Here is a 15,508-nt window from a genome sequence, read left to right on the forward strand (position 1 = left end):
ATTTTTATAGTTTGTTTTATTGAAAGTATCCTGAAACTTGCATCCTATCACGATTCTCCCTTGTTGAATCCAATGGTATTCCGATAAACCTGAGGAGATATGTCGGTTCTGATCTTAAAAAATCTGCTGAAATAATATTCGTCTTCATAACCAAGCTCGTAGGCAATTTCTTTAACTGTTTTATCGGTAAGGTATAATTCCCTCTTTGCTTCAATAATAATTCGCTCGGTGATCAGGTCAGAAAGTGTTTTATTAAAATGATTTTTTGTGATACGTGCAAGAGATGCTGGCGTTTGATTGAGAAGAGTGGCATAATCACTGGCGGAATGTTTTGTCCGGAAATTATCTTCTATTGCATTTTTGAGATCTTGAATAATAAATTGTTGTTTTGCAGTGCTCTCTTCTGAATTCTGGAGAGATTGCTGATCAAGTTTTATTCTTGTAGCCATTACCAGCAAAATTTTAAGATATGAAACAAGGACCTCATCTTTTCTGAATCCCTCTGATTTTAGTTCGTCGGCAATTCCCTGAATGAGATTTAAGATATTGCCTTTACAGCTTTCGTTGAGATGAACAAAGGGTTGTTGATAGATATTGTTAAATAAGATGCCGTTAGCAGCAATTTCCTGTTGGTGACGGTAGATGCAGAAAAAATCATGGTGAAACTGTATCGAAATACCCGTTAATGGCTTTTTAGAATGCAGCATAAAAGGTTGATACGGATAGAATGCAAACAGTGTATTCTCTTTAAAGGTATAATCACAAAGATCAACTTTAGCAATCCCTTCACCTGAAGTAATTAAAATAAGAGTGAAATAGTTATTACGCTGAATATGATCGAAATAGCTATTATTATCAAATTCAAACAGTTTAAAAGCCAAATTTCCATTCTGTTGATTAATGAGTGTATATACAGATTGTGATACCATGATATGTGCAATTTAATTAATATTTTTCGGATACATTGTGATTGCTGGATTTTATTAAAAAACTGCCCTTTAATTATATTGAAGGGCAGTATAAAGGCCGATTAGAAGATCAAAATATCATAACCTTCATTTCTGAGGTTGAGAAAACTTGGGAGGCCGGGAGTTCCGGGGACTTCATTTTCATTTAATAAATCATAACCGGATACTTCGGTACCAAATACTGCAACACAGCCTTTTGAAAGACCATGTACATGATCTTTTATCTCTTTGTACAGTTCATGTATCGGATGTTCAGAGTGATCAAGTTGTTCAGGCCATCTGATACCTGTTCCCTGAAAAATAATTTTTACATTTTCACCTGCATGCTTGAATTCGTACGCTGATGCTAAAGCATTAAATACCCTTCCCAGTGCTTCTTCTGAACCAGCTTTAGGGTCAGAAAGAATAATAATTGCTGTTTTTTTCATATAAAGTAATTTATTTACAATGCAAAGATGTGGGAATAATGATTTTTAAAGAATGGATGATTTTTACTTTATAATGGAGATTTTTTATAGTATTAGCCTATGTACAATGCCTATAATAAACTAAAGCGAGCCTTTTAGTTATGGCTCGCTTTTTTTGGAGTTTTGTTGAAATTTATATTATGGTTTCCATGATAGTTCAGCGGTTGGTTTTAAGACTTTTTATATTGCAGCAGACATTATTATTTTGAGCCAGGATAAACAAAGGTCTGCCATCCCCGCATAGTTTCGATAAAGCGTTCGCTTAATCCTCCCTGACGGAGGTATTCAGCTGTGACAGGAAGTTGGGGACTGTCATACATAGGGTTCGCTTTTACCTGAAGTGGGAAATCCCGCTGAAGGATACCTGCCCTCGCGATAAGTACAAAATCACAACCTTCCTCCATGAGCTGTCCGGCACGCTGAGCACTCATGATTTTTCCGGCTGCCCCTAAACGAACTCCTTTACGTGGCAGTTCTGTAAAGACACTGAGCATAGTTTTGCCCTGAAATGAACCCTCCCTAACAACCTGAGCGGAATCCCACAAGGCTAGGTCCAGATAATCAATCAGTTCGTGATCAAAGATCTCAGCTGTGATTTCACGCAATTCTTCCAGACGTAAGCCATAGCGCTCAATAGACAGTCGCCATCCTATTTGAAAATCCGGACCACAGGCTTTTCGAATACCTTTGATAACCTCAATGGTGAAACGTGCACGGTTTTCAATACTACCTCCGTATTGATCCTTGCGGTCATTCAGGTTGGGAGACATAAATTCTGAAAGAATCCATCCAAAAGCACCATGTACTGAAACGCCATTAAATCCTGCAAGCTGAGCTCTTTTTGCGGCAGCGATGAAACTGTCTCGGATTTGCTCTACCTGTTCGGTGGTGATTGCTGAGATTCCCGGTATTGTCTTATCTGAAGCAGGAGCGGGTATTCCTCCAAATAAAGGTTTGGCACGATGACCGGCATGATGGAGCTGTACAGCGGATAAACTACCTCCATTACGAATAGTTGTAGCGATTTGGGTAAGACCAGGTAAATGCTTATCACTGTGAATACCTAATTGGCGTTCAAAGGCAATACCTCCTGCTTCTACAGTTGCAGCGCTGGTTTGGATTAATCCATAATAACTTTGAGAAAGCTGTTCGATCCAGGATTGGTCGTATACGGATGCTGTACCATCATGATTGCTTTGCTGACTGGTCAAAGGTGCCAACATAAAACGGTTTCTCATGGCTGGGCCATGCAGCAGAGTGAGTGGTTTAAATAAATCAGAAACAGACATTTTGTTTTTATTTTATGGTTTTGTTATTGTTAATCTTAATCTACTGCAAAGATGACAGGATCGTCACCTGAAAAGAATGGATGATTTTTACTATATGATGGATGTTTTCATCTGGGGTAATAGTACTTTTGGATCAGCAGGAAAAACAATTATTTATCTGGACTACTGATATATTTTTTTCTGGTACCTAAATGTGGATATGAAGGGAAATACCTTTGCATAGAAGAATGATACACTTATCAAATTTACATTATGGGAAAATTATTGATTATAAATGCGAGTGCCAGAAAAGAAAGGTCCTTAAGCCGTCATCTTACGGAAGTCTTTGTAAAGAATTGGAAAGAAAAATATCCGGATGATCGTATTACGTATCGGGATGTTGGTCAGGATAATATCCCCCATGTTACGGAGAAATGGATTGCAGCAGCTTTTACTCCTGCTGAGCTGAGAGGAGCTGAAGATAAAGAAACATTAAAATTGAGTAATCAGCTTGTTGCAGAGCTGAAAGACGCTGATGTTATTGTCTTGGGAACACCAATGTACAATTGGTCGGTACCCAGTGCATTAAAAGCTTATATAGATCAGGTATTGAGAGTGAATGAAACTGTTTTAGTTGATAAAAATAATCCTGAAAATCCTTACAAAGGTCTGCTCGACGATAAAAAGGTGTATTTACTGATGGTTCGTGGTAATGCAGGTTATGATCCCGGAGAGTTTTACGAACATATGGACTTTCAAACCAATTATCTTAAGACCGTATTCAGTATAATGGGGGTAGAACACATCGAACATGTTTCATTGAATGGAGTGGACTTTGGAGAAAAGAAGTTGGAAGTTGCCGGTGAACAAATTAAAAACCTGATCTGTCAAGAAGAAATAGTAGCATGACAGCGGAATTAGTTGCTACCTCTGCCAGTGGATTGGCATGGACGGTAGTTTATATTGCTTTGATTTATCGTGGTATAAAGGACAAATCTTACGGTATGCCTCTTGTTCCATTAGCGCTTAATTTTGCTTGGGAATTTGTTTTCTCGATAGTTTATCCGCCTGCGGTTACGGGGATTGCAGGTATTGTAGTCAATGCAGTCTGGATGATTTGTGATATAGGAATTATAACGACTTATTTTTTATATAGTTACAGGTATTTTCAACGTCAGTATTCTATTTCGAAAAGGGAATGGATGGTTTATTCTATAGCTGCATTTTTGGTGTCTTTTGGCATAATGTTGACGGGAGGTCCTTTCTTTGGACAGTTTATTCCGTACTTTAAGCATGATATTTTTCAGGGAGCAATTTTTATTGCTTATCTTCAGAATCTTATTATTTCAGTCTGTTTTCTTCTGATGATCTGGGAACGTAAAAGCAGTGAGGGACAGTCGATGACCATTGGTGTTTTTAAATGTATAGGAACGGGCCTTACTGTTGGTGTATATTACCTTTTTATCCTTCATAAAGGACAGGCTCACTTGATGAATATTATCGTAGGTTTTACTTTTCTTCTCGATATTATTTATATAACAACGATTTTCAGACAATTAAAAAAAGAGGGAATCAATCCCTGGAAGCGGTTATAGATTACCAATCCATTCAAAAATATGTAAAATGAAAAATAAAATTTCTAAATCCAGGAGATCATTTATCAAATCCATGGCTGCCGGTACCTTTATACTTTCCTTAAGCCCATTGATTGGCTTTTCCCAGGTCAAAGGTAAGCAGACAAGTATTGTAAAGAGGAGTGGAGATAAGCTTTTGCTGGGGATGGTTGTATTTGATGGGTTTCAATTGCTTGATACTTTCGGACCCCTGGAAATGTTTGGCTCATTAAGAGAAAAAGTAGATATTATAATGATAGGACAGGAGCATGGTAATGTAAAAAGCAGTGCCGGGCCTTCAGTCGTAATCGATCGTACTTTTAATGAAATTAATGGTTTAGATATTCTGATGATACCAGGTGGGGGAGGAACCAGAAGGGAAGTCAATAATCAGCCTTTTGTAGAAGCATTTAAAAAACTGGCTATGGAGACAGCCCACGTTGCATCAATTTGTACGGGAGCTGCGATACTTGCTAAGACCGGGTTAATTGATGGTTTGAAAGCAACCACCAATAAACGTGCTTTTAAGTGGGCAACCAGCCAAAGTGATCGCGTGAATTGGGTTAAAGAAGCGCGTTGGGTTGAAGATGGCAAATTTTTTACTTCGTCGGGTATTTCTGCAGGAACGGATATGTCTCTGGCTTTAATACAAAAGCTTTTCGGACATGATGAAGCTATTAGAATTGCCAATGGCGCAGAATATGAATGGAATGAGGATCCACATCATGACCCATTTGCAAGATTGAACGGTCTGGTAGACTAGGATTTATCTGAATATTCTATTTTTTTAAGTCTTTACAACATTGTTTTCTCAATGTTGATGAAATAATAGAAATTTAATTTTGTTCTTTAAAGCTCATTATTTTAGTTCAGAATAATGAGTGTTTAAAAAAGAGTCCCTTAAATAGATCTATTTAAGGGATACTTTTTGATGCCTGTCCAGAAAATTTGTAAAGCTGTAATTTCTCCTTTTAGAGCTTTAGTAAATTATAAAAAAGGGCAAATCAATTGATCTGCCCTTTTTTTAAAGGAAATATTAAACTTTTATGCTTTTCCATTTTCCTCTTTTAAAAAAGATAAAGGTTGTAATTGCAATGGCAGTTTCAGCCACAGGTATTGCAATAAATACACCTGTTGGACCCATTTCAGCATATTTGGTCAATACATATGCCAGTGGGATCTGAAGAAACCAGAAACCAAAAAAATTGATCCATGTAGGGGTTTTGGTATCACCGGCGCCATTAAGCGCATTCATCATTACCATACCGATACCGTAAAAGATAAAGGCACTGCTCATAATGCGCATGGCTCTTTGGGCTACTTCTTTGATCTGAATGTCATTTGTGAAAAATGAGACTAACCAGTCACCAAAGAAGAGAAATAAAACAGTAACGATAACCATGAAAATCATATTGTACTTTACGGTTGCAAGCACAGAATCTTCGGCCCGTTGAAATTGTTTTGCACCCAGGTTTTGCCCGACAAGCGTAGCTGCTGCATTACTCATTCCCCATGCAGGAAGCATAAAGAACATCATAAGCCGTAGTGCAGTCTGATATCCTGCCGATCCATGATCCCCACCTGTTGTGGCAACTAACTCCGCAAGAAAGATCCAGCTGCATGATCCAATAACGAACTGCAGTATCCCCGGGGTTGCAATTCCGATCAGGGATTTCATAACAGGCCAGTCAATGTCAAAATGATGCAGTTTGATTTTTAACTGATGTTTTCCGTTAAATAAACAGAACAATTGATAAATAACACCTATTGATCGCCCAATGGCTGTTGCCATCGCTGCGCCGGTTAACCCAAATGCAGGGACTATTCCCCAACCATTAATAAATACAGGACATAAAATGATGTTGCAGATATTTGCGATCCATAAGCTTCGCATTGCAATAGCGGCGTTACCCGCACCACGAAATATACCATTGATCAGGAATAATAACATAATAACCATGCTGCTTCCCATCATAATCCGGGCAAACAATGTTCCGGCCTTAACTGTTTCCTCAGTAGCACCCATCAGGCGTAAAATATCAGGGGCATAGATAATACCGAGAATACTTAAAATAAGTGTCATGACAAAAGCCACGATAATGGCCTGCATTCCGGCATGAGCTGCTTCGTCAGGATTTTTTTCTCCTATACGCCTGGAGACAACAGCTGTTGCAGCCATACTCATGCCAATGGCAATAGAATACATGACAGTTAGGACAGATTCCGTTAAGCCTACTGTTTGAATCGCATAACTGCTGTTTTCGAGATGGCCTACAAAATACAGGTCAACCAATGCAAATACCGATTCCATGATCATTTCAAGCATCATGGGGATGGCTAATAAAATAACTGCCTTTTGAATATTACCTGTTGTATAGTCTGTTTCAACACCAAGTAATGATTGTTTTAATAATGTAAAATAATGTAAAACCTTCGTTAGGTTTTTCTTATAATGTAACATAGATGTAAAATTAAGTAATAGAAATATTGAACGAAGAGATTTCGTTCTTTAAAGTGTCCTTATGTTTTAAGCCCGATAACTAACCAATGTAAACATTGGTGAGGGCTACTATTACTTTCATATGCAGTAGCGATTGAATGGCAAATATAAATTATTTTTAATAATAAAATATAAAAACAGTTAAAAAAATGATATTGGAAGAAAGAAAATACATGATTATTGTGAAGTGTAAACTATTGACAGGGCTGAATTTAAGTTTTCAAAAAAGTATAAATTAAAGAATATCTTTAAGCATATGAATGGTCGTTGCATAATGTCCGGAGTCACCCAATGGACCCTCTAAATGCTTGTAATCCAGTTTTTCATATAGGGACACTGCGCCCTGAAAGACCTCAAACGATTCTAAATAAAGCCGGTTATAACCTGCTTTTTTTGCTCTTTCTTCAATCATCGTAAGCAGGTATAAACCTGTACCGTTTCCCCTTACTTTATCTGATAGATAAAATTTGACAATCTCTGAACATTTGGATGGTAACCCAGCAGTAGGGTAAAAGCCACATCCTCCCAAAATGATATGATTAGATTCCACGATCCAGTATTCTGCATTGGCATCATGAAAAAGCTGATACAAAAGATCGGTTTGAGGATCATCATAGACACTGCCTTTTTGAGGGGCATTAAACTCATCAAATACATTACGGATAAGAGCAGCTAAAGCTTTATTGTCTTTTTCTTCTATGGGACGGATGATAATTGGATCGACTATATGATTATTTTCCTTGTGGTGTAGAAGAGAATCAATTGTATTCATGCTTCGAACGACTGTTTTCAGATTTTGTTCGGAAAGATCAGCGAACAGATTTTCTATTTGGGTATCCGAATCCCGGTTTATTTTTTCATAAGTAAGACCCCCTAAATCGGTAAGGCTAATGGCGCTGGAACGATTATCTTGCCCCGATTTTTTTCGTACAGTATATCCCAATTTTTCAAAACGTTTAAGGATACGGCTTAGAAACCCTTTATCCAATTCTAGACTAAGGGCAATCTCCGTTGATGTTATATCAGGATTGAAATAGATCTCGCGCATTACCCTGGCTTCTGAAATACCCAGGTCTCCGTCGAAAATCCCTTTGTTAAGTAGTCCCAATACCTGTGTATAATATCTGTTAAAGGCTCTTATTTGTGCAATATATTTTTGTTTCATAGCGTAAATATAATCAATTAGTTGACGAAGTCAACTAATTGATATTAAAAATATTTGATCAAAATAAATACGAGCTACTAATGGTTTTATAAAGCTCATCTATTGGAGATAAAACAGGAGAAAACCTCTATTTTAATATCAAAACAGGTTGGTTGACATTTTGATAGATTCCCTCAGAGATACTTTTACCTGCAAGATAATAAAGGAAACTATGCTTCCCAGGTAAGGCTATGATGAGATCCGTTTTGTTGGATGATGCGAAAGTCAGGATTCCCCTGATAATATTTTCATCGTAATAATTATGAATTGTGCTTGGTATTGTTGTTAAATATTGTCGGATGTATGCTTCCAGTTCCTTATTTTTATCTTCATTATCATCTGATCCGTTTCTTTTGTGAATGTTTAAAAACATAAGCCGAACATCCATTTGTTCAATAATAGATTTATGATGAAACAGCCTGTCTAATTTTGTTATTGTATTTACATCACACGGAATCAGGATATTTTTTACCGTAGTATAGGTGTAGCCATTAGGAACAATTAATGCTTTAACAGGGCTTGTTCTGGCAATACTTATGATATTTTCTGAAACAAAACTATTGGCGGAAGATGCCTGATCATCACTTCCAAGAATAATCAGTTCTACTGAAGGCTGATCTTTTATCAGATCATTGATGCTTCTTGTCAGAGTCCATTGCGTCGATGCTTTTAAAACCGTTACATCCGGTGATTTTTCTGCGATAATCCCTGTTAACCTGCTAAAAAGTAATTCTGTCCTTTTAATATGGCTGTTTACATTTTCTTCATTAGGCAGATAATCAAATTCGAATTCCTGAGAGGCCTTTAAAAGAATAATATGGGTATATTGATATTGTGTTGCCCATTCTGCAGAAAGTTTTACTGCATTTTCAGTAGTTGATGTAAAGTCAACAGGTACAAGTATTGTTCTCATATTCATATATTTAAACGCTGTTATTCAAGATTTGCGGTCATTTTTTTTACAAGGAGAAGTGCTTTCTGTATTTCAATTTCACTAATGGAATAAGCTGCTTTCTCATATAGTTCCAATACCCAGGGGTATACAATTTCTACAATTTCTTTTCCTTTTATGGTAAGGAAGACCTGTCTGTTTCTCCGGTCGTTAGTGTATTCTATTCTTTTTACTAATCCTCTTTTTTCGAGGTTGTTGATCAAATAGGTCACACTTGATTTGTCTTTACTTACCTTATTGCTTATTTCCTGTTGGTTGATTCCGTCATTCCTAGACAGAAGTCCAAGGATCTCTATGAGCTCAAAAGAAAGATCAGGATCGTACTCATTAATTTTTGTCTGAATTTTCTGTCGCAAACGACTTTTCATTTCAGTCATCGCCAAACCTAATTCTAAGGCTAATTCTGATATATTATTTTGTGTTGCCAACATACTTTACTCATTAACGTGATATTTGTGAGATCAAAAGTGAGTGTATATTTAAAATCTCTAACTTTGATTGCCTAACAAATATAGTGAATATTAGTTTGAATTAAAACTAATAATATGTAAAATTATACAGTATTTTATTTGAAGTCTCCATGATAAAGTGAAGAAGAAATGTTGTGTGAAATTTTATGAGGATTTATCTATTTCTTTAAATGGTATTAATTAAAATTGACTGTCTAAAAAGTAGACAGTCAACTTGATAAAACATTGTAAAAAGAGGGATTTCTACATGTTTGAGTTTCAATTGTGTTATTAGAATCTATAAAACCATTATAACAGAAAATTAATTAGCGATTTTGTAACCGTATAAAGAACTGACAACAACCTGGTAGATTCCACTGCCAGTTACTCCTGCTGCTGCTGCCATACTTACTGTTTCATTCTTATTGAGGTAAGTAATGCATGAAACATTTCTTCCTGTTAATGTACCTGGGTTAGGCTGAAAGGATTGAACCAATATATTATCTGGGCTCACTGCATAATTTTTCATAAGATATAATACTACAAAGTCAAAATTTGGAGTACCTGGGATATTACCATTGTCAAACTGAGTGGAACCATAAAACATATAGTATCCGTCTGAAGGGGCAGTAAATCTACCATTGCCAATATCCAATACATTGCCGGTATTAATTACCGTTCCCTGAGGATAATTGATTTCTTTTCTGATATAAGGTCCTGTACTGGCAGTAAGGCTCTGTCTGGTTGTGGTGCTTATTGTTGAAAAAGGATATGTTGTGGCCGCCGCCGGTATACTGTCCGAACTTGAAAGCAGAATAAGCTCCCATGTAATTCCTGACATGGTTCCTTTGCTTATAAAAAACGCATAATAACCTGGAGGAACATTAATAGTGGGTACACCAGCGCCGGTTTGATTGTCAATTAATTCAGTTCCATTAGCAGCTATGGACAGTGCAGCGGTTCCTGTATTTTTGAAATGATAGGTTCTTCCCATAAAGTTACCAGAACCACTGATAGCGGCGGGTAAAATTAGAGTTCCGCTCGTATTGCCATTATAAGCGAGATAATAATCAGTAGGAGCTACATTTCCATTTGTTGTGACTGATCTGTATGTTGCTGCAAACGAGCCATTGACAGTTAGAGTACTGCCGGGATTAGTTGTATTGATACCAACATTTCCAGTTTGCGCAAAAGTAATTGTCGAAACAAATAGTCCTAATGTTTGCAATAGTGTTGTAAAATTTCTTTGCATGTATTATATGTTTTAATAAGTTGTGACATTTTAAAAAACCTTTATTAAAGGGAAGGAAAAATAGACTTATATTATAAATCATTTATTGGTGTAAAATTATAGGAATACCTTCACAAGTCCCCTTTGGAATATGTAGAATGAAATAAAGAATCATGTAGAAAATTTTCTACATGATTCTGTGTAAAATACGGTTATCAGCTTTTTGTAAGAGATTATCTTACGCGGGAATTATCGGTCAGTAAGAACAGATTATGCAACTTATTAGAAAGTCTGATTTCAGGAAATATAAGTTTGATAAAGCTTAATAAGATCGGCAAGATTATTCGTTTTCAATTTGTTGTGGATTCTTTTTTTATAGGTGCTAATAGTGCTCATTTGGATATTCATTTCATTTGAAATTTCTAGATTCCCATATCCCTTTACCATTAAAATAAAAATTTCATATTCTCTCTTTGAAAGTTGTTTTATGGAATCTAAGGGAGAGCTTTGTAATAATTGGTTGACAATACTTGATGGATAATAATAACCTTCCCTGAATATCCTGTTTACTGCCTCTGAAATTTCATCCACTTTACTCAGTTTACTCAGATATCCATTAGCTCCTTCTTTAATATATTGTACAGCTATTTCCTCTTCATAAGCAGAAAATATAAGTATTTTGATCTCCGGATCAAGCTCTTTAATCTCAGAAATCATTTTTTTATTTTTAGATTCAGGCATATTAATATCCAGGATGATCAGGTCGTATTTTTGTCTGGAGAGCTTGTCCAGGGCTTCTGGATAATCTTCCGCCAGATCAATAGAAATATCCGGAATTCGGGATTCCAGTATCAGACTTGTTCCGGTAAGAACTACATCATGATCGTCAGCTATAAGAATGTGTCTAATCATTTATTTTATTTTTTAAAATCAATTGGCAGGTAGTTCCACCTGTATCATTTCTTTTGAAGATCATTTTACTTTCTATCATTTGTAATAATTGTAACACCAGATGCAACCCCATTCCATATTTTTGGAGCAGTAATTTTTCATTTTCAATGTTATCCTGTAATCTTGTATAGTATTCTATTTTTTGAGGATCCATACCAACGCCCGTATCACTGATCATTATAATAATATTTTCATTTTCTAAATGGGCCTCCAGTACTATTGTACCATTTTTAGTGTATTTTACTGAGTTGTCCAGTAGATTGTGAATAATGGCAGCCACAATATTTTTACTGATCTGTGTGTGTATTTCTTCATCTATGTTATTGATGATGGAGGTATTGTTGCTTTCAGCTATGGCATTGAAAAGCACTTTTTTTTCTTCTATGAGCACACATAAAGAATAGACTTCTGTTTTATCCGATCTGTGGTGGCTATATATATCTGCATATTCTTTTAAGGTTGCTGTAAAATTATACAGCTGATCTGAAGATTTATAAATGGAAGCAAGAACCTTTTCAGAGCGTTGCTGATTAAATTCTTTATTTTCCAATACTTCTTTTGCGGTTAATGCAATAAATTTTACAGGAGTGGTGATATCGTGGGTAATCGTACCAATAAGTTTTTTTTGTTGTTCGATTTCCTTATGAAGCTGTATTTTTGTTGTTTCCAGTTTTTCCACAGTGGAAGAAAGTTTTTGGGTACGAATATTAATGATTTCTTCCAGCTCTAGGTTTTTCTTTTGTAAAAAATTGATCCTCCATTTTACCAGAAGGTATAGTAGAAACAGTAACAATGATATTGTGAGTATCTTAAACCATATGGTCTGGTAAAAATAGGGTTGGATGATCAGATTGATCTTTTTATAAATATACTTTCCATTATCAGAGACAAGCATTTTGACAATAAAGGAATAGTTCCCGTATCCTAGATTGGAAATGGAGAATTTTCTGTCTTTCCCGATTGATTCCCATTTTGCATTTTGCAGCCCCATTATTTTTGCCTGTACAGTAATGTTGTCTGGATTTGCATAATAGGGTATATCAATGAATAGATCTATCCTGCTGGATTTTTGTTCAAGATGCAGCTCATTTTTAAAGTATTTTTCCTTATGATCTATCAGAGCCCTTTCGATGTATATATTTTCAGGATAATAACTTGGAATTTTTAGTGGATCAAAAAAAACAAGACCATTCAATGATGGGATAACGAAATCTCCATTGTCCAGTTGATTTCCACAAATATTACTACCTCCATTAAATTCATTGGTATTAAAACCGGAGTCTTTTGAAAATCTATAATAATTAACTTTAGAGTCTTTATTTTGAACATATTTCAACAACTGGCTCTCCAAAACCCTGTACAATCCATTATTAGTAGGGATCCAAAAAAAACCTCTCATATCCTCTAAAATAGTGTGGGATGAAGAAATATTGCCACTAGCATCGAAAGGCATTTTAATAAGACGGTTATTTCTCATTAAATAAAATCCTTTTCCTAATGTAGTAATCCATATGTTACCATCTTTTGATCTTATGATATTACGGATCGATAATTCTTTGTCAGCGGTTATATTGTGTATCTTATTTATTTCAATTTGTACATTATATAATCCTTTTATCGTACCTACTAAAATATGATCCTGATCCAGCTGCATAAATTTTGTAGGTTCGTCATTAAATAAAAATCTCTTTTTCAGTGATTTAAAAGACTTGTCCTTATAGATATCAAATGTTCCGCCGAATTCGGGAGTACCATTGTTTTTTCGCTGTGCAACAAGTGAATAATATCTTGTTTCATCAAAAAAAAAGTCCTTTAAGAAAAAGTTTTTTACATAAGTATAGCTGCTATAGGAAGTTGTTTTTTGGTAGGTTTTTAAATCATCATCTTTTCTTACCATGATATTTCTATAATGATCATAAGCCATAAAAAAAGGAACCGTGTTTTTAAAATTTTTAGTGCTTATCATTCCATTACGGGTGTATATTTCTCCATAAGGATTAATGACTGAAGAGCTATCGTAGGGCAGGGTCGCGTAGAAAACAGATTCCAACTTTGGCAAAGGTCCTTTTACAGTAATAAAATTAGCGAGGCTTATAATCTGAAGTCCCTCTGTACTACTTCCAAGGTAAAGTTTTTTGTACAACTTATCATAATATATACTGATTAGGTTGTCATTTTTTATTTGATTTATTTGAACTATTTTGGATATACGGAAGTGCTCCTTTTCATAAGTGCACATATAAAAGATATTCTTATTCAGAATAAAAACCTGATTATTGATTCTGCTCCATAAAATTTTACTATTAATATCAGTTAGTAAAGGAACCTCATAAGAATTTACAATTTTTCCTTTCTCTATTCTTTCTACTTTTTTTGTAGTAAAGTTGATATAAAATAGCATTTCATTGATGGTGAAAACCCTAGGGACATTTTTGTAAATGGCTTTGATTTTAAGAGTTTCTTCAGTCTGTGAATGAGTATTGCTAAATGTAAGTGTGTTTTTGCGGATGTAATATTTTCCTTCTTTAAAATTCATATAAAAGTTGATACCTGAATAGTTGGTATAACTATAATTAGAACAATACAAAAGATAATTGATGTGATCCTTAGATACCAAAGTTGGAAACCTTTTTGCAGAGCTTGTAACTTTAGGAATTTTTTTATGAAGCAGGATGATTCTTCCATAATCTCCGGGAGTGAAAATACTGTCTTTTTCAGTATGCCCATAGAAATAGGTAAAACGCTGACTGTTCAGTGGAAAACTTTTGTACACCAAAAATTGAGACCCATCATATCGTACAATTCCGTTTTCTGTTGTAAGCCATATAAATCCATATTTATCTTTTATAATATCCTTTACACTATTTTGTGGAAGTCCGTTATCAGTGTTATACAGTTCTATATTATATTTCTGGCTACTGACGTTGAAAAAAATAAATATGAAAATTAATAGTATATTTTTATTCAAATCTAATTATTTTACGAATGAAACAAAGGTATAACGGAATAAATGATAATAAATAAAATTAACTCATCAAAGTATAGTATTATTTTTACAATTTAATTTATTACTGTTTTTTTACTCAACACATTTACTTGTTGATGCAATACAGTTACTAAGTTTACGTTAGGTTATATCATCTTTAATTGTTTTTTTACTAAGTTTGCTTTTTGAGAATAAAAATTGTTTCAATCAAAAATTTTAGTTTAAATAAATTAAAAGATCGATATAAAATTTAATGGCTGGTCCTATGAAAAATTTGAAATTTCCTGTTACCCTGATATTATTCTTGCTATTTAGTTTTAGCAATGCTCAAAAGTTTGGTGTTGTAGACTCCAAGGCCGTATTGAGTAAAATGCCCCAGTATAAAGAGGCAGAGGCAAGACTTGAGGCACAGATCGATACCTGGAAGACTGAACTTCAGGGCATACAATCCGAATATGAAAAGAAAAAATCAGCATTGGATAATGAAAGAGTATTATTAGTGGGGGAGCAATTAAAACAGAGAGAAAAAGAAGTCGCTGATTTGGATAAGAACGTTAAGACCACGACAAGTTTAAGGTTCGGTCTCACTGGGGAAGTTGCCCAACTGAGAAAAAATCTGGCTGTTCCTTTTGAAGATCAGATACGTAAAGCAGTTGAGACAGTTTCTGAAAAAAATGGGTTGGCAACAGTTATTGATAAAACAGATAACAATGTTATTTACCTTGAGAAAAAATACGATTATACAGAAAAGGTCCTGGATATTCTCTTGAACAGAACTCCTGAACCGGAAAAAATAGAAAAGCCATCTAAAAAGAAAAGATAATTAATATAAATTTTATAGCATTATCGTCTTGTAAATCTTTAAACAAGTTTTTCTTTGCTGACAAAAAATAAAGCCCTGATCTTTAATGATCAGGGC

General features: G+C 35.0%; 14 protein-coding genes. 4 read left to right on the forward strand and 10 right to left on the reverse strand.

Translation table 11 applies throughout. From position 1 onward, the window contains the following. Window positions 1-47 precede the first annotated feature (47 nt). From CEY12_RS01430 to CEY12_RS01440, 3 genes are all read right to left on the reverse strand, one after another. Window positions 48-929: a helix-turn-helix domain-containing protein gene (locus CEY12_RS01430; protein WP_089025996.1), complete on the reverse strand. Its 882-nt coding sequence runs from the start codon at window positions 927-929 to the stop codon at window positions 48-50. Window positions 930-1,030: 101 nt separating this feature from the next. Next, window positions 1,031-1,396 (reverse strand): DsrE family protein, encoded by a 366-nt coding sequence (locus CEY12_RS01435; protein ID WP_089025997.1) that lies wholly within the window; start codon window positions 1,394-1,396, stop codon window positions 1,031-1,033. Window positions 1,397-1,635: 239 nt separating this feature from the next. Then, complete coding sequence (locus tag CEY12_RS01440) at window positions 1,636-2,724, reverse strand: NADH:flavin oxidoreductase (protein ID WP_089025998.1); 1,089 nt, start codon at window positions 2,722-2,724, stop codon at window positions 1,636-1,638. 252 nt (window positions 2,725-2,976) lie between these two features. Between CEY12_RS01440 and CEY12_RS01445 the strand changes: the two genes are divergently transcribed. Genes CEY12_RS01445 through CEY12_RS01455 form a run of 3 tightly spaced genes read left to right on the forward strand, consistent with a single transcriptional unit; the run spans window position 2,977 to window position 5,079 of the window. Continuing rightward, the gene (locus CEY12_RS01445) at window positions 2,977-3,612 is read left to right on the forward strand and encodes an FMN-dependent NADH-azoreductase (protein WP_089025999.1); all 636 of its coding nucleotides are present in this window, start codon (window positions 2,977-2,979) and stop codon (window positions 3,610-3,612) included. Next, window positions 3,609-4,298: a hypothetical protein gene (locus CEY12_RS01450; protein ID WP_089026000.1), complete on the forward strand. Its 690-nt coding sequence runs from the start codon at window positions 3,609-3,611 to the stop codon at window positions 4,296-4,298. Before CEY12_RS01445 ends, CEY12_RS01450 begins: the two co-directional genes overlap by 4 nt. A gap of 28 nt (window positions 4,299-4,326) precedes the next feature. Continuing rightward, a complete protein-coding gene (locus CEY12_RS01455) occupies window positions 4,327-5,079 on the forward strand; it encodes a DJ-1/PfpI family protein (RefSeq protein WP_172821001.1) in 753 nt (250 codons plus the stop codon). 273 nt (window positions 5,080-5,352) lie between these two features. Here the strand turns inward: CEY12_RS01455 and CEY12_RS01460 are convergent, their stop codons facing one another. The 7 genes from CEY12_RS01460 to CEY12_RS01490 all read right to left on the reverse strand — a co-directional run bounded on the left by CEY12_RS01460 (window position 5,353) and on the right by CEY12_RS01490 (window position 14,571). Next, entirely contained in the window at window positions 5,353-6,777 is a 1,425-nt protein-coding gene (locus tag CEY12_RS01460; protein WP_089026001.1) for an MATE family efflux transporter, read from the reverse strand. Between the two features lie 274 nt (window positions 6,778-7,051). Next, window positions 7,052-7,981, reverse strand: a complete 930-nt coding sequence (locus CEY12_RS01465) for a bifunctional helix-turn-helix transcriptional regulator/GNAT family N-acetyltransferase (protein ID WP_089026002.1) — start codon at window positions 7,979-7,981, stop codon at window positions 7,052-7,054. A 127-nt stretch (window positions 7,982-8,108) separates the two neighbouring features. After that, window positions 8,109-8,933, reverse strand: coding sequence for a universal stress protein (locus tag CEY12_RS01470; protein ID WP_157676731.1), 825 nt, complete (start codon window positions 8,931-8,933; stop codon window positions 8,109-8,111). 20 nt (window positions 8,934-8,953) lie between these two features. Next, window positions 8,954-9,403, reverse strand: coding sequence for a MarR family winged helix-turn-helix transcriptional regulator (locus tag CEY12_RS01475; RefSeq protein WP_089026004.1), 450 nt, complete (start codon window positions 9,401-9,403; stop codon window positions 8,954-8,956). 340 nt (window positions 9,404-9,743) lie between these two features. Beyond that, entirely contained in the window at window positions 9,744-10,673 is a 930-nt protein-coding gene (locus tag CEY12_RS01480; RefSeq protein ID WP_089026005.1) for a hypothetical protein, read from the reverse strand. 276 nt (window positions 10,674-10,949) lie between these two features. Continuing rightward, window positions 10,950-11,564 carry a response regulator transcription factor gene (locus CEY12_RS01485; RefSeq protein ID WP_089026006.1) on the reverse strand — a complete coding sequence of 205 codons (615 nt, stop codon included), beginning with the start codon at window positions 11,562-11,564 and terminating at the stop codon, window positions 10,950-10,952. Then, complete coding sequence (locus tag CEY12_RS01490) at window positions 11,557-14,571, reverse strand: ATP-binding protein (RefSeq protein WP_089026007.1); 3,015 nt, start codon at window positions 14,569-14,571, stop codon at window positions 11,557-11,559. Before CEY12_RS01490 ends, CEY12_RS01485 begins: the two co-directional genes overlap by 8 nt. Window positions 14,572-14,854: 283 nt before the next feature. Here CEY12_RS01490 and CEY12_RS01495 point away from each other — a divergent pair, with 283 nt between their 5' ends. Then, window positions 14,855-15,412, forward strand: coding sequence for an OmpH family outer membrane protein (locus CEY12_RS01495; RefSeq protein ID WP_228409767.1), 558 nt, complete (start codon window positions 14,855-14,857; stop codon window positions 15,410-15,412). Window positions 15,413-15,508: the final 96 nt, after the last annotated feature.

The organism is Chryseobacterium sp. T16E-39 (genome assembly GCF_002216065.1).
GTDB lineage: Bacteria > Bacteroidota > Bacteroidia > Flavobacteriales > Weeksellaceae > Chryseobacterium.

Excerpts from the sequence above, each read along its gene's own strand:
- CEY12_RS01440 (WP_089025998.1), bottom strand. The coding sequence starts at position 2,724 with ATGTCTGTTTCTGATTTATTTAAACCACTCACTCTGCTGCATGGCCCA.
- CEY12_RS01445 (WP_089025999.1), top strand. The coding sequence starts at position 2,977 with ATGGGAAAATTATTGATTATAAATGCGAGTGCCAGAAAAGAAAGGTCC.
- CEY12_RS01480 (WP_089026005.1), bottom strand. The coding sequence starts at position 10,673 with ATGCAAAGAAATTTTACAACACTATTGCAAACATTAGGACTATTTGTT.
- CEY12_RS01455 (WP_172821001.1), top strand. The coding sequence starts at position 4,327 with ATGAAAAATAAAATTTCTAAATCCAGGAGATCATTTATCAAATCCATG.
- CEY12_RS01485 (WP_089026006.1), bottom strand. The coding sequence starts at position 11,564 with ATGATTAGACACATTCTTATAGCTGACGATCATGATGTAGTTCTTACC.
- CEY12_RS01460 (WP_089026001.1), bottom strand. The coding sequence starts at position 6,777 with ATGTTACATTATAAGAAAAACCTAACGAAGGTTTTACATTATTTTACA.
- CEY12_RS01495 (WP_228409767.1), top strand. The coding sequence starts at position 14,855 with ATGAAAAATTTGAAATTTCCTGTTACCCTGATATTATTCTTGCTATTT.
- CEY12_RS01435 (WP_089025997.1), bottom strand. The coding sequence starts at position 1,396 with ATGAAAAAAACAGCAATTATTATTCTTTCTGACCCTAAAGCTGGTTCA.
- CEY12_RS01475 (WP_089026004.1), bottom strand. The coding sequence starts at position 9,403 with ATGTTGGCAACACAAAATAATATATCAGAATTAGCCTTAGAATTAGGT.
- CEY12_RS01470 (WP_157676731.1), bottom strand. The coding sequence starts at position 8,933 with ATGAGAACAATACTTGTACCTGTTGACTTTACATCAACTACTGAAAAT.
- CEY12_RS01465 (WP_089026002.1), bottom strand. The coding sequence starts at position 7,981 with ATGAAACAAAAATATATTGCACAAATAAGAGCCTTTAACAGATATTAT.
- CEY12_RS01450 (WP_089026000.1), top strand. The coding sequence starts at position 3,609 with ATGACAGCGGAATTAGTTGCTACCTCTGCCAGTGGATTGGCATGGACG.
- CEY12_RS01430 (WP_089025996.1), bottom strand. The coding sequence starts at position 929 with ATGGTATCACAATCTGTATATACACTCATTAATCAACAGAATGGAAAT.